The 19,736-nt window shown below is 65.6% G+C and carries 17 protein-coding genes and 1 pseudogene; 15 read left to right on the top strand and 3 right to left on the bottom strand.

Annotated features, from left to right (window positions below; all coding sequences use genetic code 11):
• Window positions 1–289: 289 nt before the first annotated feature.
• The 4 genes from J2S96_RS00970 (at window position 290) to J2S96_RS00955 (ending at window position 5,279) form a co-directional block, all read left to right on the top strand.
• Window positions 290–751 carry a universal stress protein gene (locus J2S96_RS00970; RefSeq protein WP_306858996.1) on the top strand — a complete coding sequence of 154 codons (462 nt, stop codon included), beginning with the start codon at window positions 290–292 and terminating at the stop codon, window positions 749–751.
• A 299-nt stretch (window positions 752–1,050) separates the two neighbouring features.
• Window positions 1,051–1,911 (top strand): universal stress protein, encoded by an 861-nt coding sequence (locus J2S96_RS00965; RefSeq protein WP_306858994.1) that lies wholly within the window; start codon window positions 1,051–1,053, stop codon window positions 1,909–1,911.
• Between the two features lie 124 nt (window positions 1,912–2,035).
• Window positions 2,036–4,387, top strand: coding sequence for a heavy metal translocating P-type ATPase (locus J2S96_RS00960; protein ID WP_306858992.1), 2,352 nt, complete (start codon window positions 2,036–2,038; stop codon window positions 4,385–4,387).
• Between the two features lie 22 nt (window positions 4,388–4,409).
• Window positions 4,410–5,279 (top strand): universal stress protein, encoded by an 870-nt coding sequence (locus J2S96_RS00955; protein WP_306858990.1) that lies wholly within the window; start codon window positions 4,410–4,412, stop codon window positions 5,277–5,279.
• A gap of 150 nt (window positions 5,280–5,429) precedes the next feature.
• Here the strand turns inward: J2S96_RS00955 and J2S96_RS00950 are convergent, their stop codons facing one another.
• A complete protein-coding gene (locus J2S96_RS00950) occupies window positions 5,430–5,693 on the bottom strand; it encodes a hypothetical protein (RefSeq protein WP_306858988.1) in 264 nt (87 codons plus the stop codon).
• A gap of 324 nt (window positions 5,694–6,017) precedes the next feature.
• Window positions 6,018–6,599: a hypothetical protein gene (locus J2S96_RS00945; protein ID WP_306858986.1), complete on the bottom strand. Its 582-nt coding sequence runs from the start codon at window positions 6,597–6,599 to the stop codon at window positions 6,018–6,020.
• A gap of 235 nt (window positions 6,600–6,834) precedes the next feature.
• Here J2S96_RS00945 and J2S96_RS00940 point away from each other — a divergent pair, with 235 nt between their 5' ends.
• The 9 genes and pseudogenes from J2S96_RS00940 to J2S96_RS20115 all read left to right on the top strand — a co-directional run bounded on the left by J2S96_RS00940 (window position 6,835) and on the right by J2S96_RS20115 (window position 16,831).
• Window positions 6,835–7,899, top strand: a complete 1,065-nt coding sequence (locus J2S96_RS00940; RefSeq protein WP_306858984.1) for a hypothetical protein — start codon at window positions 6,835–6,837, stop codon at window positions 7,897–7,899.
• 173 nt (window positions 7,900–8,072) lie between these two features.
• Window positions 8,073–8,834, top strand: a complete 762-nt coding sequence (locus J2S96_RS00935; protein WP_306858982.1) for an arsenate reductase/protein-tyrosine-phosphatase family protein — start codon at window positions 8,073–8,075, stop codon at window positions 8,832–8,834.
• Window positions 8,831–9,223: a VOC family protein gene (locus tag J2S96_RS00930; RefSeq protein ID WP_306858979.1), complete on the top strand. Its 393-nt coding sequence runs from the start codon at window positions 8,831–8,833 to the stop codon at window positions 9,221–9,223. Before J2S96_RS00935 ends, J2S96_RS00930 begins: the two co-directional genes overlap by 4 nt.
• The gene (gene chrA / locus J2S96_RS00925; protein ID WP_306858977.1) at window positions 9,220–10,386 is read left to right on the top strand and encodes a chromate efflux transporter; all 1,167 of its coding nucleotides are present in this window, start codon (window positions 9,220–9,222) and stop codon (window positions 10,384–10,386) included. Before J2S96_RS00930 ends, chrA begins: the two co-directional genes overlap by 4 nt.
• 324 nt (window positions 10,387–10,710) lie before the next feature.
• On the top strand, window positions 10,711–11,910 hold the full coding sequence (locus J2S96_RS00920) for an alkaline phosphatase family protein (protein ID WP_306858975.1): 1,200 nt from the start codon (window positions 10,711–10,713) through the stop codon (window positions 11,908–11,910).
• An 854-nt stretch (window positions 11,911–12,764) separates the two neighbouring features.
• Window positions 12,765–14,538: pseudogene (locus tag J2S96_RS00910) on the top strand (heavy metal translocating P-type ATPase); the annotation flags it as partial.
• Window positions 14,539–14,618: 80 nt separating this feature from the next.
• Window positions 14,619–15,122: a hypothetical protein gene (locus tag J2S96_RS00905; RefSeq protein WP_306858973.1), complete on the top strand. Its 504-nt coding sequence runs from the start codon at window positions 14,619–14,621 to the stop codon at window positions 15,120–15,122.
• Window positions 15,123–15,270: 148 nt separating this feature from the next.
• Window positions 15,271–15,909 carry a DUF305 domain-containing protein gene (locus J2S96_RS00900; RefSeq protein ID WP_306858972.1) on the top strand — a complete coding sequence of 213 codons (639 nt, stop codon included), beginning with the start codon at window positions 15,271–15,273 and terminating at the stop codon, window positions 15,907–15,909.
• A 325-nt stretch (window positions 15,910–16,234) separates the two neighbouring features.
• Window positions 16,235–16,831: an IS3 family transposase gene (locus tag J2S96_RS20115; protein ID WP_370872957.1), complete on the top strand. Its 597-nt coding sequence runs from the start codon at window positions 16,235–16,237 to the stop codon at window positions 16,829–16,831.
• Here the strand turns inward: J2S96_RS20115 and J2S96_RS00895 are convergent.
• Entirely contained in the window at window positions 16,811–17,317 is a 507-nt protein-coding gene (locus J2S96_RS00895; RefSeq protein ID WP_306858970.1) for a winged helix-turn-helix transcriptional regulator, read from the bottom strand. The two genes, J2S96_RS20115 and J2S96_RS00895, sit on opposite strands and share 21 nt — an antisense overlap.
• Window positions 17,318–17,389: 72 nt before the next feature.
• Here J2S96_RS00895 and J2S96_RS00890 point away from each other — a divergent pair, with 72 nt between their 5' ends.
• A complete protein-coding gene (locus J2S96_RS00890; protein ID WP_306858968.1) occupies window positions 17,390–18,652 on the top strand; it encodes an MFS transporter in 1,263 nt (420 codons plus the stop codon).
• Window positions 18,653–18,868: 216 nt separating this feature from the next.
• Entirely contained in the window at window positions 18,869–19,618 is a 750-nt protein-coding gene (locus J2S96_RS00885) for an SDR family NAD(P)-dependent oxidoreductase (RefSeq protein WP_306859872.1), read from the top strand.
• Window positions 19,619–19,736: the final 118 nt, after the last annotated feature.

Raw genomic sequence — 19,736 nt, 5'->3', positions numbered from 1 at the left:
AATGATTCCGGCGTCATCGATACAGGGGACGGAATCCTCCTTGGCGCCGGGCTGATGGTAACCGCATCTTATGGCCCCCCACCCCAGGCGGTAAGCGGGGCCCTCCTTCGGGAATTGGTCAATCTGGAGATCATCCCGGGAGGCCCTGCGGGCCCTGGGGCAAAGGCCCCCGGTCTCTGCCCCAGCTGCCGGAAGGAATCCGGTCCGCCAAAGAGTCCGTAACGGGTGGAAGCCTGAACGGTGACTTTCGGCCCTAGCCTCCCGGTCGCCGCCCAGACAAGGTGGTGCAATGAACACCGAACCGACCTCGAATCGGGTCATCGTGGGCGTAGATGGCTCCGAATATTCCTCAGCCGCGCTGCAATGGGCCGGGAGGATGGCCGTGCACTTCGACATCCCTCTGGAGGTCATTACCTGTGTGGGTACGTCTGATCTGATTCTCTCTTCGCGCCTGGAACCGGGGCTCAACAAATTCACGGCCCAGTTGGAGGAATCAGCGAAGGAACTGGTCGAGCAAGCCGTCCACCGGGCATTCGACACAAAGCGGCCGGAGAACCTGACGGTCACCGTCAAATTCGGAGCGCCGGCCAAAGTCCTTGTCGAGGAAAGCCGGAACGCCACACTGCTTGTGATTGGCCGCCACGGAGGAGGCGGTTTCCTGGACCAAGCTATCGGTTCCGTGAGCCACGCCTGCGCTGCGCACGCAAAATGCCCCGTCCTTCTGGTCACCCAGGAAGCCGGAAACAACTAATTCAGGGATTCCCCGCGCTCAAGGCCTGACGGATTATCAGCGTCGGGCTCAGAATGCCGATGAGCTGATCCCATAGCGGACCCCGCCGAGTGTGATCGCTCAGGCGTGCCCGGCCGCGTCAACGGGACCAGCATGACGGGAATGAAGAGGCTTTCCTGGACGATCCCGGACGGTCGACGAGCGTCCTCGAGGGCTGCGGGCAGGACTTCTGGCCCTGTCCCCCTGCACCGAAGGGCCAGAAGATGGTGCCGGAAGCACCCCGAAAGAGGGAGCCCAGGTTCATGGAGGTTGGACAAGTCATGAAGAACCCAATCGTTGTCGGCGTCGTTGACACCAACGCCAGCCGGACCGCCTTGGCGTGGGCCATGGACCGGGCGGCCCGGCGGAAACTGCCGGTGCTACTCGTTCACGCCATCGACGCCCGTTGGATCGACGAGTCGTTCACCCCCAGCGCGATGGTCAAAGCAGCGGGAATCGAACTACTGAGCAAGACCGCAGCCTACGCAGGGGAACTGGAACCTTCCGTAGAGGTCGAGACCTTGCTGTCCCCCGGCAGCCCCGGCTACGCGCTCAGGAAACGGTCCAAAGGAGCCTCGATGGTGGTCATCGGAACCGGGCACAACTGGCCCGGGGGCCCCGTCGCCGACCGGGCCCTGCAGATAGCCGCCGTCGCCCGTTGCCCGGTGGCAGTGGTTGGGGAGCAGGATATGACGGGTCGTCGCGGTGTCGTGGTCGGCGCTGACGGTTCCGCAGAATCCACGCAAGCGGTCTCGTTCGCCGCCGCGGAAGCAGACTCGGACGGCCAGGAGCTGACGGTGGTACACGCCGTTCTGGCCCCGCCGCACCTTGAGCGCGCGATGCCCGCGGCCAACTTCAACGAGGCCGTGGTCGAAGAAGAACGGATCATCCTCGCCGAGACCGTTGCCGGTCTGGCCGAGAACTATCCCGACCTGGTGGTCCATCAGGTCCTGATGTCCCACAACGAACCGGCAGAGGCACTCGTGAGTGCCGCCGCCAACGCGAAGTTGCTGGTGCTAGGAAGCCGTGGACGCGGCAGTTTCAAACGCCTCCTGATGGGATCGACCGCGCACTCGGTGCTGAGGTCGTTGCCCTGCCCGACCGTCGTTACCCGGGTGCGTCGGGTAAAGCATCCCGATTAGCAGGAAGATGGTGGAGGGCGGCGAGCCTTTGCAGGACGCCTCTATTCGCATCCTCCCACAACCACCGAAGATATGGGACTTTTGGCGCTTCTTCGAGGCCCGTCCGGCATGTGAATATTGGCTCATGGGCTACCTGCGTCCCCGCATTGAGCTACTGCTCTTTCTTGCCTCCACCGTCCTGTTGGTGGGCGGCGGAGCAGCATGGCTCCTGGGCTGGTATCCGACGGCGGGAACTCTCTGGGCGGCGGGGACGATTCTCGGTCTGGTCTTTGCCATCGCCTGGGTGGCGGGCGCGCTCCGGCGCGGACAGGCCAGCGTCGATGTCATCGCGGTCCTGGCTCTGGGGGGCGCCCTGTGGGTCAACGAGCCATTCGCTGGCGCAATGATCTCGGTCATGCTCGCAACGGGTCGGCTTCTCGAGGCACGCGCCCAAGCCCGTGCCCGACGGGAGTTGAGCCTGCTCGTTAGGCGCGCCCCACGCAACGCCAGACGCCTGGTCGAAGGCGGCGTGGAGTCCGTTCCCGTAGATGCACTCGCCGTGGGCGATCGGATTGTTGTTGGCACGGGTGAAGTCCTCGCGGTGGATGGAAGACTCTTATCGGCCGGGACTTTGGATGAGTCCGCGCTAACGGGCGAGTCGTTGCCGGTGGAAAGGCTCGTGGGCGAAGATGTCCGCAGCGGCGTGGTGAACGCAGGCGCGCCTATCAACCTGATCGCGACCGCAGCCGCGGCAGACTCAACCTACGCTGGTGTGGTCCGTCTGGTGGAGCAGGCCCAGGCGGCTTCGGCCCCGTTTGTGCGCACGGCAGACCGGTTCGCTGTCTTCTTTGTTCCGTTGACCCTGGTTTTGGCAACGGCAGCCTGGGCGCTCAGCTCGGACCCGGTGCGGGCCGTCGCGGTCCTCGTCGTCGCAACACCTTGCCCGCTTCTGCTGGCCGCCCCGATCGCGATCATGTCCGGACTCTCGCGCGCCGCGAGCATAGGCGTCGTCGTCAAAGGCGGCGGCGCCCTTGAGCGACTTGCCGCCGGCAGGGTTGCCCTCTTTGATAAAACGGGCACCCTGACCCGCGGACAGCCGACACTGGCTGACACGATCACGGCTACCGACAGTATCGATGCCGATGAGATTCTGTGTATGGCAGCCTCCCTTGACCAGGTCTCACCTCACGTTCTGGCTAGTTCTATCGTGACTGCGGCCACCCGACGGAACCTCGAGCTTGAAATGCCCGAAAACGTCCGTGAGGAACACGGCTATGGACTTCAGGGAAGCGTCGGAGCCCGTGAAGTCAGGCTCGGCAAGGCCGCTTGGATCACGCCCGGCCCGGAACCGGGATGGGTGCGACAGGTGCGCCGGCGGGCTGACCTGGACGGATCATTGACGGTGTTCGTCGCGGTCGACGGTGAGGCCTCGGGGGCGTTTCTGCTGGAGGACCCTGTCAGGCCCGACGCCCCGCGAATGATCCGTGCCCTGCGAAACGCGGGCATTGACAGGATCATCCTCGTGACAGGTGACCGGGAGGATACAGCCCACACAGTAGGCCGGATCGTGGGGGTCGATTCAGTCCGGGCAGAGTGCGACCCCGGCGAGAAGCTCCGAGTGATCACGGAAGAATCCGCCGGCGCGGCAACGATCATGGTCGGGGACGGCGTGAACGACGCTCCGGCCCTGGCCGCAGCGGGGGTGGGCGTGGCCCTAGCGGCACGCGGCGCCACCGCCTCGTCGGAGGCTGCCGACGTCGTGCTGACCGTGGATCGCATTGACGCGCTGGCAGACGCAATCCTGATCGCCCGCAGGTCCATGCGCATCGGTCTCGAAGCCGTTACCGTGGGCATGGGCCTGTCGGTGGTCGCTATGGTGGCGGCAGCCGCCGGTTACCTCGCGCCGGCAGCAGGAGCGGTCCTCCAGGAAATCATCGATGTCCTGGCGATAGGGATCGCCCTTCGCGCAGTGATCCCCGGCAAGTCACACACGATCAACATGGCGCCGGCCGACATCGCGACCGCGCACCAGCTAAAATCCGAGCACGACGCCATGAGCGCCGTCGTCGAACAGATACGCGCAGTCGCAGATGCCCTTACCACCCGGGAGCACGATCTGACACCGGCACAAGCCCTCCTCAACCGTCTTGAAACCGAGCTGCTCCCCCACGAACGCGCCGACGAAGAACTCCTCGTCCCCCTCGTCGCTCGTGCACTCGGCGGGACGAACGCAACAGCCGACATGAGCCGCACCCACGCCGAAATCGAACACCTCATCAGCCGGCTCCACCGCCTGCTAAGCGGGCTCGAGAACGGGGCCCAACCCGAAGACATCATCGAACTCCGCCGCCTACTCTATGGCCTCTACGCCATCCTCAGACTGCACAATGCCCTCGAAGAGGAAGGTGCCTTCAGTCTCGTGCCGGACAGCCAGCCCCCGAGCAAAGACACCCGCCCCACCCGACAGCCCACGGCGGCCAAGCACCGCGACGAATAAACAACCAACAAGGGAGAAAGCCATGCAGGAGAACAAGACCATCGTGGTCGGCTACGACGGATCGGCTCAAGCGGCGCAGGCCGTCCGCTGGGCGGCCGAGCACGCTGGCCTGCGTAATCTTCCGCTTCATCTGGTGCATTGCTCACTGTGGCCCCTTCTGACCCGCGACCTCTCCCCGGTCCCCGGAGTGCCAGACAGCGGTCTCGAACACTCAGCGCAAGCGATCCTCGAAGAAGGCCTAGCGTACGCAAAGGACGCGGCGCCCGGCGTGGAAGTCCAAACCTCCCTCATTTACGGGTATCCCAGCGTACATCTGCTCAAAATTTCCGCAGGCGCAGAAATGCTCGTCGTCGGAAGCCGTGGCCTCGGCGGGTTCATGGGATTGCTCGTGGGATCCGTCAGTCTGGAAATGGCAGCCACCGCGGACTGTCCAGTTGCGGTAATCAGATCCTGCGAACACCCCGATGGGCCCGTCGTTGTCGCCGTGGACAACTCAGGCTCCCCGGCAGCACTCGAAGATGCCTGCACAGTTGCCAGAGTGACAGGAGCGGACCTCAACATCGTTCACGTCGAGCATGCCCAAACGGGCTACGGAATTCTTCGGGATCCCGTGGATTCTTCCCCGGCCGCAGGGGATCTTCTGGACGCTGCCCTCAATATTGCCCGCGGCCTGGCACCCGGAGTAAACGTCGAGACTCGCCTGCTCACCGATACCTCCATCCCCCGGGCAATCATCAACGCGTCCCATGACGCCCGCATCACCGTCGTGGGGACCAAGGGCCACGGACTTATACGAGGCACCATCGGTTCCACCGCCCATGCAGTTCTTCACCATGCCAAAGGTCCAATGCTCATCTCCCGACACAACAGCACAGGGCACGATGCCCAGTAGAAGCCTAGGAAGCCCCGGTCGGGAAAAGGGTGAGAATCCCTACACCTATCGTTCTTGACCTTGCGAACCAGCATCTGCTCCCGGAACAGATCGACGGCGGACTCGGCGGTTCCCAGCGCGGCAGACGGAGCCACGATATTCAGCAGGCAATTACGCTTCGACGAGAATCACCAAGGTCTCCGGCAGCACGCCGTCGTACGCCATCGCTTCGGCCCCGGCCTCGGACTGCACCAGTGCCATAACGGCATCCATGTCGGGAACGTCCATCAGGACCGCGACCTGAGTTGGGTTCTGCGGGTTCACGAACGTCCGAATGTTGGTGACGCCGAGGGGTCCGAAGATCTCTTCGCGTTTCGGTGAAGCAAGCCAATGATCCTTGTCCTTCACGTCGTGATGGCCGATAACGGTTGGCATGGCGCGTCCTCTCGACGAGGGGCCAGCGGTCCGCAGGCCCACTGCGCACAACGGTAGTAGTCGTTCCGCACCCAGGCAAGGCTTTTCGCGGACGCACCCCGCTGGATCTTCCGGGTTGCCCGCAGGGGGGATCCATTACCGGGGGACACCACGAACTCCCTAGCCAAGACATCCTCAACCACAAGAACGCGAGGCCTTACCTGATCCATAACCGGAGCATAGGTTCCGGACCCGTGACCACATGGGTAAGTACGCCGCCGGCGATGAGGCGAACGCCGGTCCCGACACGCCATGACCAGCGATCCAGCAAGCTCGCTGTTCGTCTCAGGACGTCGCGTTGACGAAGCCGATGATGATTGCTGTCCACCAGCACAACTGCGAAATCACCAAACAGGACAACAGGTGTATCCGTTGGCCAGGCGTCAGGTCCATGAATGCCGCCTTGGCGGGCAGCCGGGCGAGCCGGCGCATGAGGGGGATGAGCATGATTCCGTTCAAGCTAAGGACAAGGACTGCCCCGAGTTTGAGTTCAGTCATGGGGTTGTTCAAGTGCGGGCCGAGGAACGCTCCCGTGGCCAGCAAACCCGCAAGGCCAATCCAGATCAGTGGCGTTGCCGCACCATCGAGTCGTATGATCTCGGCCAGTTCGCGCTTTCCAATGAACCAGAGGAAGCCATGCCAATCGACCAGGATGATCGATCCAAAGGCCAGGACGAGGAACAGGTCATGCAATACGACGCTGACATTGAAGGCGGAAGTGTCCACGTGGACCACCGTCGAGGCCATCACCGACAACAGCCAAATCACGACGGCGGCAACCGACAGAGCGGCCACAAGCCGCCTCGTGGACCGCTCGGACTCGCGATGCCGCCTAATGGTGCGCCTGCTGACCGGGACATAACTCATGACGAACCTCGGCGAGACCTATTACCGGCAGCCGTCCCAGCACGGCCCTGGGCTACTTCCACGATAGACCCGCGCAGGCTCCCTCGTACTACTCCGTTTCCGGGCCGCGGGCGCAGGTCTAGCGCGTCAAGGCGACGAATCCGTTAGCCGGGACGGGAACACCACACCTCTGCCAGGGCCGCCAGCCAAGGGATTGCCTCTCGCCGCGGAAGGCGGCCGGACCTACTGTGGAGTTATGGACGTCACAGCAGCTCACGCTTTTGCGATTCCCCCGGCATCTGTTCACCGGCCCACCAGTGTCGTTGAAGACGTCATCACCCTCGCGGCCGGCGTTTGGCTCCTCACCGGCACCTACGTGGACGGTTGGGCGCATAACAACCTCCGCGACCTCGAGACGTTCTTCACTCCATGGCACGCGATCCTCTATTCTGGGTTCGCGGCATGCGCCCTCTGGATCGCCGCACTGGCCTGGCGCCGGCACGCCCCCGGCGCACGATGGAAGGAAGCGATCCCGGCTGGCTATGACGCCGCGGCGGCAGGGGTTCTCCTCTTCCTCGTGTCCGGGGCCGCCGACTTCGCATGGCATTCAGTGTTCGGCGTTGAGCAGAGCCTCAAGGCGCTCTTCAGCCCGTCCCATCTGGGCCTCGCCACTGGCGGCTTCCTCATCCTGGGCGCGCCGTTCTCCGCCGCGTGGCACTCGCCCGGGCGGCCATGGCCGCGGCTGATGCCCGCCGTCGTGAGCGCCATGCTCTGCGGCATGGTTGCAGCGTTTATCCTTCAGGAGTTCGCGGTCTTCGCCCGCCATGGGCTCATCCAGACATACATCGTCACCGCCGGGACGCAGCCCACGGTGACGATACCGACGTCGTCGTCCATCATGGTCGCCTTGGCATCGTTCTTCGTCTCAACGGCCGTACTCTTCGTACCCGTCCTCTTGCTGTCGCTGCGTTGGCGCCTGCACGCCGCGGTCCCCGCGGCCATGGTCCTGGTGCCTTCTGTTGCCCTGCAGCTCATGGTCGCGATGCGGGACGCCTGGCTCGTGCCGGTGGCCCTCGTCGGCGCAGTCCTCGTTGGAGTGGTGTGGGCGGTGGCGCGACCCACCCCGGACCGCCACGCAAGGCTCATGACCGCAATAGGCCTCTCGCCCGTCGTGTTCTGGGTCCCGTACTTCGCCGGCGTGGCGCTCCACGACGGGGCACTGAGCTTCTCCCCTGAGATTTGGGGCGGAACGCTCGCATGGACCGGACTCGAAATGCTCGCCCTCGCCGTGCTCACGCTCAACGTGCGACCCTCGCAGTGAAGGCGACCTTCAAGACCGGGTCGGCCCACATCACCCTCCGCCGCCAGGCCAAGATCATCGCGCTCTGGACCTTCAACATCGAGACAGACTGACCTCGACCGCTTTCCACGGGATTGCATCAGTCTGGATTGATGTATATTCGGAGCATGGAGGAGGCCAGTAAGAGTCCGCGCGTGGCAGGACAGCCGCTGCTGTTCCTGGTCGCGGCCGACCCGCTCCGCTGGGCCTTGCTGCAGGCGCTGTCCCGCAGCGACCGCCGCGTTGTCGAGCTGTGCGCCGCGGTGGGCCGGCCGCAGAACCTTGTCTCGTACCACCTGCGCAGGCTCCGCGACAGCGGCCTCGTGACCTCCCGGCGCAGCTCCGCCGATGGCCGGGACACGTACTACGCCCTGGACCTTCCCCGCTGCTCAGTGCTCTTCGCGGACGCCTCGGCAGCCCTGCACCCGGGGCTCGCGGCCGTCCCGCCGCCCGACGCACCCTTCCGCGAAGGGCGCCGCCCGGTCTCGGTGCTGTTCCTGTGCACGGGCAACAGCTCCCGATCCCAGGTCGCCGAGGCCCTGTTCAACCAGGAGGCCGGGGCCCTGGGCCGGGCCGTGAGCGCCGGGAGCCACCCGAAGCCCGTCCACCCGGAAACCGCCCGGGTGCTGGCAGAGCGCGGCATCGACGCGACAGGGATGCGCAGTAAGCAGCTTGGCGAGTTCTCCGAGGGCAGGTTCGACTACGTGGTCACCTTGTGCGACAAGGTCCGCGAAGTCTGCCCCGAGTTCCCGGGGAGCCCGGCGCCGATCCACTGGAGCATCCCCGATCCCGCCGCAGCCGGCGACGGCGGCGCCGCACGGAAGGCGTTCGACGACGTCGCCGCCGAACTGACCACCCGGATCAGCTACCTGATCAAGACCATCGAAACCACCGCCACGGAAGGAGCCATGCCGTGATCCTCGACCAGTCCACCGTCGACGTCCGCTACCTCGTCAGAGACGTCCAGCAAGCCCTTGACTTCTACACCACACACCTCGGATTCACCGTCCTGACCACGGCATTGCCCGCCTTCGCCGACGCCCAGCGCGGCAACCTCCGCCTGATCCTCTCGGGCCCGGCCAGCTCCGGGGGACGCCCGCTGCCCGACGGGACCGTGCCGCAGCCCGGCGGATGGAACCGCATCCACTTCATCGTCGATGACCTCGACGCCGAGGTCGCCCGCCTCCAGGAAGCCGGGATCCGCTTCCGCAGTGCCGTCATCAGCGGCCCTGGCGGCCGCCAAGCCGTCTTCGACGACCCCTCGGGCAACCCCGTCGAGCTCTTCGCCCCGGCGGACGCCCGATGACGGCAGCGCCTCCGAGCCTCGGAACCGTCCTGCGCGAATGGGGCCGGATCGGCTGCATCGGATTCGGCGGCCCGCCCGCGCACATCCGCCTCCTGCGCCAGCTGGTCGTTGAACGGAAGAAATGGATCACGCCCACGGAGTTCGAGGACGCGATCGCCGCCTGCAACCTCCTGCCCGGTCCGGCCTCGACCCAGCTGGCCATCTACTGCGCGTCACGGGTCCGCGGACGCCTCGGCGCGCTCGTGGGCGGGGCGGCGTTCATCATCCCCGGCCTGATCGTCATCCTCGCCCTCGCGGCCCTGTTCCTCGAGACGAACCCTCCGCAATGGGTCCTCGCCGCCGGGGCAGGCGCTGGCGCGGCCGTCGCCGCCGTCGCCCTCCATGCGGGCATCTCGCTCGTCCCGGCGAGCTGGGAGCGACGCCGCTCCGGCGCCCGCTGGGCCATCTACGCCGCCGCCGGTGCGATCGCTGCGGCGACCATCGGGCCGTGGCTGGTGCTCGTGCTCCTGGCCTGCGGCGGCCTCGAGGTCGTCTTCGAGAGACGGCTCGCCCGCAACGGCGCCCACGCGCTGGGTGCCCCGCTGCTCGGATCCTTCCCGCTGCTGGGGGCGCCGGCGATCGCCCTGGGCACCCTCGCCTCCTTGTGCTGGGTCGCGTTCAAGGTCGGTGCCCTCTCCTACGGCGGCGGGTTTGTGATCATCCCGCTCATGCACGCCGACGCGGTCGCCGGCTATCACTGGATGAGCGACGCCCAGTTCCTCAACGCCGTCGCCCTCGGCCAGATCACCCCCGGCCCGGTCGTGCAGACCGTGGCCGTGATCGGCTACGCCGCCGCCGGCATACCTGGCGGGATCCTCGCCTCGCTCGTGGCCTTCTCGCCCTCGTTCCTGTTCATCCTCGTCGGGGCCGAGCGCTTCGACCGCCTCCGCGGCAACGCCACCGCCCGCGCGTTCCTCGACGGCGCCGGGCCCGCGGCGATCGGCGCCATTCTCGGCTCCGCCGTGCCCCTGGCGATGGCCCTGACCCAGGTCTGGCAGCTCGTGGTCCTCGCCGCCGCCATACTCTTGCTCCTCCTCGCCCGCCGCGGCGTCGTCACGACCCTGCTCGCCGCAGCCGTCGCCGGAGTCGTGTGCGTCCTCGCGGGTCTGCCACTCCCGCACTGACCGGGCAGCCCATCGGCCGGAACGCAAAAGGGAGCGGCCCGCAACTCTCGAATTCCGGGACCCTCCGAAGTAGCGCCAGCGGGAGAGGCATACAGTGCCCCCGAGACCCTCCGAGAAAGGAGAGTTCACAAGGAATTCCTAGGTTCATCCGGTAGTAATCCGCTTACTGCTCTGGAACAGTTCAAGCATCTGACGGTATCCGCTCCGTCGCCGTCCCAGGCGAAGTATGACTCGTGTTTCCCTGTTGACGGTGCCGGACGATCCCTTTGCAGTGATTGTTCGCCGATTCCAGCCGGATCGGGTCATAGCGGAAAGACGGAAATGATGAGCCGGAATGTCGCAGGAATACGTGGCCGGACGGCCAAGGGCCGGTCTCCGTGGCTGATTGCTGCGGCAGCCCTCGCTCTTGCGACGGCGGGCTGCCAGTCCCCGTCTCCCGGCCCGGCACCCTCCACTGGAACGGGAACAACAACCGTCCATCCCGGCGCGAGCACCACCGAGGCCTCCCCCGATCCGGGCTCTTCGTCGGGATCCGCGTCTCCGGCCGCGCAACCGGCCTCCGGAGCGCCGGGGCACGTGTTCGTGATCAACCTCGAGAACAAGGGTTACAACGAAGTCTGGGGCGCCGGCTCGAAGGCCACGTATCTGTCCAAAACCCTGCGTGGCCAAGGCGTCCTGCTTTCCGAGTACTACGGGATTGCCCACAACTCGGCCGGGAATTACCTGGCCCAGATTTCCGGTCAGGCCTCGAACCAGATGACGCGGAACGACTGCCCGACCTATGCTCCGTTCCAGCAGACAGGGACGGATCCACCTGGCCAGGTACAGGGGACCGGCTGCGTGTATCCGGCCTCGGTCCCCACTCTTGCCGGTCAGCTCACCGCGGCCGGGAAGACTTGGAAAGGCTACATGGAGGACATGCAGACCCCCTGCGAACACCCCCAGCTCGGGGCCAAGGACGACCACCAGGGCGCAAAGGTGGGCGATCAGTACGCCACCCGCCACAACCCGTTCGTGTACTTCGAGGCGATCACATCGTCCCCGGAGTGCCTGAGCAACGTAGTCGCCTTCTCCCATCTCGCCGATGACCTGAAGACCGTCGCTACGACACCCAACCTGTCCTACATCACCCCCAACCTGTGCAACGACGGCCACGACAGCCCGTGCGTGGACGGCAACCCGGGCGGACTGGCAAACGCCGACGCATGGCTACGCCAGCAGGTCCCGGCCATCCTGGACTCCCCGGCCTACAAACAGGACGGCATGCTGGTCATCACCTTCGACGAAACCGACGGCGGCACCACCGGACCCGACGGGCTTCTGCCCGGCGGCACAGCCGGCGGAAAAATCGGCGCCCTCGTACTCTCGCCCTTCACCAAGGGCGGCACCACCTCAAACACCCCCTACAACCACTACAGTCTCCTCGCCAGCATCGAGGACATCTTTTCCCTCCCCCGTCTTGGCTACGCCGGTGCTCCCGGACTGAAACCCTTCGGCACAGACGTCCTCAACAACAAATCCTGACCCGGCACCTCGGAAATCCATCCGGCCGGGCGAGACCACGGAACGCAGGACTCGCGCCCGCGAACCACGGGGAGTGCGGGTATCCGGCTCGCCACGGAGCTTTCCCTGGCCTAAGGGTGTGAGCAGGTGAGGCAATCGGCGTCATCGGCGCCGGGCCCGACGTGGACTCCGGATGCCCGGCACATCAGGTGGTCGTTGTGGACGCATTCGGAGCGCAGTTGGGAAATAGGCGGGCCTGCCTACGACGCTTGCGAAGAACGAGCCAGATCCGTTCAACGCACTCAACCTGACAGGGAAGGTCAAGGGTGCCTCCCAGATGTACGTGGGCGGCACGAGGCAGTGGTTGAAGGTGAAGAGTCGACGGTCCGTTGATGTCGTCCTCGGTGCGGTCATCTCGCGGGATGGCCCGACCTGTGTCCGGGTTCTCTTCGAGCCACGGGGGGTAGACGCGGTGGGCGCCTGCTATTCCTATCGCCCCAGCCCCACTGTCAAAGCCTGAGGAAAACCGGAGGCGTCCGGTAAAGGACCGGCTTTACGGGCGCTACAGTTGTGCCTCCCATCCCCTGCCGGTGGTCCACGCCCCCTCTCTCCGGGTCGTTTTTTGGCTGCTGGCGGAGCATCGCGGAGCTGTGCCCGACGGAGCCGGGGCCACCCGAAGGGCAAGCCGCAGACGGCTGGTGGGAGGAAATAAGCGACGCGCCGATACAAGGCATCGGCTGCACCGCCGTCCGTTGAGCCAGTGGAGCGGGCACGTACGATCCGGAGGACAGCAGCAAAAAACGGAAAAATGCTTCTACAGCCTGAGCGAAGCGAGGACCCGTTTCGCCTGCCACTCCCTTGCCTTACATCCCACGGGCGGCTGGTCCGAACTAAAGACACGACGCCCCGGAATGATGCTGCTGATCGCGATGGCCATCACCGTCGCGTTCGGTTACGACCCTGGGCATCGGCGGGTTCGATCTGGACTTCTGGTGGGAGCTGGCACTGCTGCTGGCGATCATGCTGCTGGGCCACTGGATCGAGATGCGCGCCCTCGGATCAGCCCAGGGCGCACTGGATGCCCTCGCCGCGCTCCTCCCCGACGAGGCCGAACGCATCACCCCCGCTGGCACGGAATTAGTCTCCATCTCAGATCTCCGCGAAGGCGATACGGCCCTGGTCCGTTCCGGTGCACGGATGCCAGCCGACGGTTTAATCGTGGACGGCCAGGCCGAGTTTGACGAGTCCATGATCACCGGCGAATCCAAAACCGTTTTCCGCGGCGCCGGAGACACCGTGGTCGCCGGGACCGTCGCGACCGTCAACACAGTCCGGGTGCGGGTCACCGCCGTCGGGGACAACACCGCCCCGGCCGGTATCCAACGGCTTGTCGCCGAAGCGCAGGCATCATCCTCCAGGGCCCAGGCCCTGGCCGACCGGGCCGCTGCCTTCCTGTTCTACTTCGTCGCCGGCGCCGGCATCATCACCTTCATCATATGGACGCTGCTGGGCAGCGTCCCTGAGGCTGTCACCCGCACCGTCACGGTGCTGGTCATCGCCTGCCCCCACGCCCTGGGCCTTGCCATCCCGCTCGTGATCGCAATCTCTACCGAGCAGGCGGCCAAGGCCGGGGTGCTGATCAAGAACCGGATGGCGCTGGAACGGATGCGCACTATCGACGTCGTCCTGTTCGACAAGACCGGTACCCTCACCACGGGCGAACCGGATGTCAAGGACGTCGCGACCGTACCGGGGATCGACGCTAATGTGCTGCTGGCCCTCGCGGCCGCGGCAGAATCCGACAGCGAGCACTCCGTGGCCCGGGCCATCGTCCGGGCGGCGCGGGAACGGAACCTGGCGATCCCGTCGGCCGCCGGCTTCAGCTCGCTGACCGGTCGGGGTGTTCGTGCCGTTATTGAGAGCCGCACCGTCCACGTCGGGGGCCCTGCCCTGGTGCGCGAACTTGGCGCAGCCGAACCCGAAATCTTGGCCCAGTCCACCCGTGACTGGATGGGACGCGGCGCGGCCGTGCTGCACGTCATCGGCGGGAACCAGGTCCTCGGTGCCGTCAGCCTCGAGGACAGCATCCGGCCTGAGTCCCGGCAGGCTGTGACCGCGCTGCAAAACCGCGGCGTGAAGGTCGCCATGATCACCGGGGACGCCCGCCAGGTCGCCCAGACCATCGCCCACGATCTGGACATAGACGAGGTCTTCGCCGAAGTGCTCCCGGTCGACAAGGACAAAAAGGTCGCCGAGCTGCAGGCCCGCGGGTTGAAGGTCGCCATGGTCGGAGACGGCGTCAACGACTCACCGGCACTGGCCCGTGCCGAGGTGGGGATCGCGATCGGTGCCGGCACCGATGTGGCCATGGAATCGGCCGGGGTGGTCCTGGCCGGGAACGACCCGCGGGCCGTGCTCTCGATGGTGGACCTGTCCCGGGCCAGCTACGCCAAGATGTGGCAGAACCTGATCTGGGCCACCGGGTACAACGTCCTCTCCGTCCCGCTGGCAGCCGGAGTCCTGGCGTTCGCCGGTGTCGTATTGTCCCCGGCAGCCGGTGCCGTGCTGATGTCCGCGTCCACCATCGTGGTGGCCCTGAACGCCCAGCTGCTGCGACGGATGAAACTCAACCCCTCCGAGGCGCGTTGAACCCAACGTACCGACCGGCAGCACCAACCCCTGCCGGTACGCTTGAAAGACATCAGGCCCCACGGAAAGGAGCAGAGATCGTGACCACGGCACCGCGCGGACGCCTCGTCACGTTCCTTCTCCGTGCGGGCTTCCTGGCAGCAGCCCTGGCCATCATCGCCGGCATCCTCGGCATGCACATCATGACCGGAGCCCACAGCATGGCCGCTCACGCCATGCCCGCCCCTGCCGACGAACACACCGCGACCCTCATGCGCTCCAGCCCCGGCCACACCGGCCACGGCACACCAGAACCCGGCACCACGGAAGTCGGCACCGAAACGCCGGCAGCACCGGCGGTGATCCCGGCCGCCGCAGCGGCCGGACCGCCCACGTGTTCCCCGGGACCGACGTGCCCGAAAATGTCCAGCGCGGGCACGGCCTGTGTACCCGCACCCGGAACCACAACCCTGGCAGCACCGGTGCCGGGAACAGCACCCTGCGCGCTGCCGGACTCCAACATTGCGGCCGCTGCAGCCGGGGCACACTATTCCTTCTCGCCGGACAGCCCAACACCTGGCGAACTCAGTATCAGCCGGACGTAAACCGCCGATTCTGCACGCCCGCCTTCCGGGCGGACAAACCGGCCATTGTGCACGCCCAAAGGCCCGCCCCAAACCTTGGTGCGGGTCGGCACTGCACGCAAACGGGTGCCTAAGGGCGCCGCTGATACTTTCGAGGACCCTGATTTCCATGAAGAAAACCCTGACCATTTCCGCTGCCGCCATTGCCGCGGCAATCGCCCTCGCAGGCTGCTCCGGCGCCACCGGATCCGGCAGCTCGGATTCGTCCGGCATGCCGGGCATGAACCACGGCAATTCCGGGATGATGCCATCCAGCCCGGCAACGTCAGCAGCCGCTTCCGCGCAGTTCAACGACGCTGACACGATCTTCGCGCAGATGATGATCCCGCACCACACACAGGCCGTGGCAATGAGCGAGACAATCCTGAAAAAGGAAGGCGTCCCGGCCCAAGTGACCGACCTTGCCACCAAAATCAAGGCCGCCCAGGGCCCGGAGATCCAGAAAATGACCGGCTGGCTCCAAAGCTGGGGACAGCCCACCGCGATGCCTACGGCCATGGCCTCGGGACACAGCATGTCCGGAATGATGAGCGGGGACGACATGGCCAAGCTCGACGCTGCACAGGGCACCGAGGCAGCCAAACTGTTCCTGAGCCAAATGATCGCCCACCACGAAGGCGCCGTCGACATGGCCAAGACCGAAACCACCGACGGCAAGAACGCCGACGCGGTCCAGCTCAGCAAGGACATCGTCAGCGCCCAGCAAGCCGAGATCCAGGAAATGAAGGACCTGCTGGCCACCCTGTAGCCAGCAAACTCACAGGCACCGGCCCCGCCCCCTGGGGCCGGTGCCCACCCCCCTTTTTCCAGACTCCTCTTTGGGGTCCCCCGTGCCCCAGAGCGCTTCGACGCGCCCCCGGCCAGCGGCCGCCCTGGCCGCGACCGCAGCTGCTGTCCTCGTCCGCGGACCCGTTCCGCGCCCTGCTTGTCCGCCTTCCGCGGCGAGGTCGGAAAGATGGGAGATAACGTGTCGAACCTCCAGTTCGAAACCGCGGTCAAACACACAAAGTGGGCCGCCGACGTCACAGAGTTCACTGTGGGCACGTCCAACGTCTCACCGATACTTGATCTTCATGACAACCGGATCGTCAGGTCCGTCTCCCATCGTCAAAGTGGTCACCGATGGGCTTCGCACTGCGATCAGCGGCCTCGCTCCCAACGAGAAACCCATGGTCCATAGATCAGGGTTTTCAGTACCGGCCTCCGCACTGGCAGGACACGCTCCGCGAAGCCGGACTCACACTCAATCAATGTCCCGTAAGGGCAGCTGCTTGGATCACTCCTCCATGCAAGGGTTCTTCAGCCACCTCAAAGAGGAATGGTTCCGGATCCAGCATCACAGGACATTCGAGCAGTTCCACACCGGGCTAACCGAGTATCTGCGTTGGTGGAACAGTACCCGAATCCAGCGGAGACTCGGCTACCTCAGCCCCGACGAATACCTCGCCCACAGGCTCGCCACAAATCCTGCCCCCGTGCTGGGTCATGACAGGGTGGTTTCCGTTGCCTCAGGAACCGTCCCGGCCCACGATGATGGTGAGGTCGTAACCTGCCTTGACGTAGCCCCGGCGAGGTGTGCGGGGCGATCGCATCCCAACCGGGTGGCCTTGAGGGTTCGACTGGTCGGCTCCCCTTCCGAACTGAGCGCCTTACGACCGCAAGGGTTGTAGCAGCCGGTGCGGCTCCTGGAGCGCTGCGGCGAAGATATCGTTCGGGTAGGGCGTGGTCTTCTGGACGAGGACATCTTCGGCTTCGGGGATGGCTCCGCAGATGCTGCAGGAGCCGTTGGCGTTTAGGTCCCCGTTGTCGGTGCGGTGCTTGTACTGCATGCGCCGCTCGGGCTCGACGTAATTCTCGTTCCCCCACTGCGCCAGCCCGACGACCACCGGCCAGAGCGCCCGCCCCTTGGCGGTGAGTTCATACTCGTCGCGCGCGCCGCTTCCCGCGACACGATCGACCACGCCTTCCCTGACCAGGCCGGTGAGCCGGTCGGTGAGGGTTGCCGGCGGCAGGCCGATGTGTTTGCGCAGCTCGCTGTACCGGCGGATCCCGTAGAAGAGGTCGCGAATGATCAGGAGGGTCCACCGCTCCCCCACGACCTCGAGCGAGCGCGCGACCGCGCAGTCCTGACCTGTGTAATCGGTTCCCAACGGCATGGCAACAGCATATCACAAAGATTCAATGATTGAATCTTGTTAGATCAATCATTGATGCGTATGCTGTTCCACATGACTCAACCAATTTCGCCGCCACTACCGGCCACACGCCGCAACACGGACGGGTCCACCGGGATCCGCATGCCTCGCGCCGTCGGCTTTGTCGCAATGTCCGGAGCGCTGCTGGCGTTCTTCGCAGCTGCCGGTGCTCCGACGCCGCTGCTGCCGATCTATGAGGCAGAGTGGAAGTTCGCTCCCTCGATGCTGACCTTCGCGTTCGGGGTCTACGCGCTTGCGATGATCGTCTCGCTGCTGGTCGTCGGCTCGCTCTCCGACTACATCGGCCGCAGGCCTGTGCTGAGTGGGGCGCTCGCTCTCGAACTGGCCTCGGTCGTGGTGTTTCTCTTTGCACCTTCAATCGAATGGATCGTGATCGGCCGTGTCCTCCAGGGGCTGGCGACTGGCGTTGCCTCCAGCACCTTCGGAGCGGCGATCGTCGAGCTCGCACCGGAAGGGCGTAAGCGGCTTGGCGCTATCATGTCGAGTCTCGCAACGACCACAGGACTTGGCGTCGGGGCACTCTTCTCCGGCCTCGTTGCCCTAGCGATCCCCAAACAAGCGGGGACCACCGTCTGGATCGTGTTCATCGTTCTCACGGCCGCAGGCACCGTGCTCGCCTTCCTCACGCCGGAGACCTCTACCCGTCGTGCGGGCGCGCTGCGTTCGCTCATCCCGCGGATGTCGATCCCGGGAATCGTGCGCCGGCTTTTCGCAGCGACCAGTCCGACGATCATCGCCGTGTTCCTGGAGACCGCGTTCTTCCTTGGCTTGGTGCCCACCGTTCTCGCTGCTGTATTCGGCGTCACCACCCCGATCATCGGGGGGCTGATTAACTTCGTGATGTTCACCGCAGCCACTGCGGCCGCAGCTTTCACCGGGAGCGTGCACCCACATCGGCTGAAGATATGGGGAAACCTGGGTATCGCCATCGGCGCCGTCCTGTTCCTCGGCGCCATCCCCAACGGTGCGCTCTGGCTCGTCTGGGCGTCCGCGATCGTCTCCGGCGCCGGAACGGGGGCCGCGTTCTCCGGGAGCAGCCGCGGGCTGGTGCCCGAGGTTGAACCGCATCAGCGGGCTGGGCTGTTCGCCGCGTTCTTCACCATCGCCTACCTGGCGTTCGGCGGATCGGCGATCATCGCAGGCCTTATCGCCGCCGCGACCGGGGTCACCGCCATGGCGGTCGGCTTCAGCATCACAATGGCCGGCGTCGCCCTGACCGGCCTCGTCCTCAGCATCGGGCTCCTCGCCCGCCGTCCCCGGGACCACCGCAACTGACCCCGCCGAACCGGCACCAGACACGGAAAGAGCACAACCCATGAGCACCCCCGCCATCACCGGCACCCCAATCGAACGATCGATCGTCCTAGTCACTGGCGCCAACCGTGGCATCGGAGCAGAGTTCGTCCGCCAGCTGCGAGCACGTGGAGCCGCGAAGATCTACGCAGGTGTCCGAAATCCTGACACCTATGCAGCCGATGATGGTGTCACCCCATACGGTTCGACGTCACCAACCAGGAAGATATCCAGGCTGCTGCCGCCCTGGCTTCCGACGTGCAGATCGTCATCAACAATGCGGGCATCGCTGAACCCCGGTCGCTGCTCACCGGCGACCTCGGCATCGTGCATGATGAATTCGAGATCAATGCGTTCGGACCGCTCTACGTCGGCCGCGCCTTTGCGCCCGCCCTCAAGGCCAACGGCGGCGGCACCATCCTCAACAGTCTCTCCGCCGTCTCCTGGGTCTCTTTCCCCGGCCTACCCGGATACAGCGCCAGCAAGGCTGCCGCCTGGTCTTTGACGGACGGGCTCCGTCTCGAGCTCGCAGACCAAGGCACCAATCTCCTCGCCCTTCACATGGGACCGGTAGACACCCAGATGGGCACACACTTCCCGCTCGACAAAGTCACCCCTGCGCGGGTCGTCCTCGCCGCTCTCGACGGCGTCGAGGCCGGCGCAACCGAGGTGCTCGCCGACCGGGTCGCCCGCGACATCAAAAACACCCTCACCCTCGCCCCGTCCCGCTACATCGCCATCTTCGGCAGCCGGACCAGGCGCCCCCACCATCCCCCAGCTCACCGACGCCGGCGTCCGCCGGGTCAGCCTCGGCTCGGCCATCGCCCAAGCCGCCTACGGCGCCGCGCTCAGCGCCGCACGCGAAACCTTCCACGACGGCACCTACGAGGTCGTATCGTCCGGGGCCGACTTCGGAGAAATCAACGGCGCCTTCTAGCCGACAGATGACAGCACGGGTCCGCAAAGCGAACGGGCCCGTGCTGCCCAGCAGACCCCGGCCCTCCGGAAGCGGGCACGCCGCCGTTTCCCAGCGCTCCTTCGATTGGAAGAAGTCTCTTCGACAACG

This window comes from Arthrobacter bambusae, assembly GCF_030812595.1.
In the GTDB taxonomy this organism is placed as follows: domain Bacteria; phylum Actinomycetota; class Actinomycetes; order Actinomycetales; family Micrococcaceae; genus Arthrobacter; species Arthrobacter bambusae_B.
This window is presented reverse-complemented; position numbering and strand designations above follow the sequence as displayed.

Coding starts and splice junctions, on each gene's coding strand:
- J2S96_RS00970 (WP_306858996.1), top strand. CDS start 290: ATGAACACCGAACCGACCTCGAATCGGGTCATCGTGGGCGTAGATGGC.
- J2S96_RS00965 (WP_306858994.1), top strand. CDS start 1,051: ATGAAGAACCCAATCGTTGTCGGCGTCGTTGACACCAACGCCAGCCGG.
- J2S96_RS00960 (WP_306858992.1), top strand. CDS start 2,036: ATGGGCTACCTGCGTCCCCGCATTGAGCTACTGCTCTTTCTTGCCTCC.
- J2S96_RS00955 (WP_306858990.1), top strand. CDS start 4,410: ATGCAGGAGAACAAGACCATCGTGGTCGGCTACGACGGATCGGCTCAA.
- J2S96_RS00950 (WP_306858988.1), bottom strand. CDS start 5,693: ATGCCAACCGTTATCGGCCATCACGACGTGAAGGACAAGGATCATTGG.
- J2S96_RS00945 (WP_306858986.1), bottom strand. CDS start 6,599: ATGAGTTATGTCCCGGTCAGCAGGCGCACCATTAGGCGGCATCGCGAG.
- J2S96_RS00940 (WP_306858984.1), top strand. CDS start 6,835: ATGGACGTCACAGCAGCTCACGCTTTTGCGATTCCCCCGGCATCTGTT.
- chrA (WP_306858977.1), top strand. CDS start 9,220: ATGACGGCAGCGCCTCCGAGCCTCGGAACCGTCCTGCGCGAATGGGGC.
- J2S96_RS00920 (WP_306858975.1), top strand. CDS start 10,711: ATGAGCCGGAATGTCGCAGGAATACGTGGCCGGACGGCCAAGGGCCGG.
- J2S96_RS00900 (WP_306858972.1), top strand. CDS start 15,271: ATGAAGAAAACCCTGACCATTTCCGCTGCCGCCATTGCCGCGGCAATC.
- J2S96_RS20115 (WP_370872957.1), top strand. CDS start 16,235: ATGACAACCGGATCGTCAGGTCCGTCTCCCATCGTCAAAGTGGTCACC.
- J2S96_RS00895 (WP_306858970.1), bottom strand. CDS start 17,317: ATGCCGTTGGGAACCGATTACACAGGTCAGGACTGCGCGGTCGCGCGC.
- J2S96_RS00890 (WP_306858968.1), top strand. CDS start 17,390: ATGACTCAACCAATTTCGCCGCCACTACCGGCCACACGCCGCAACACG.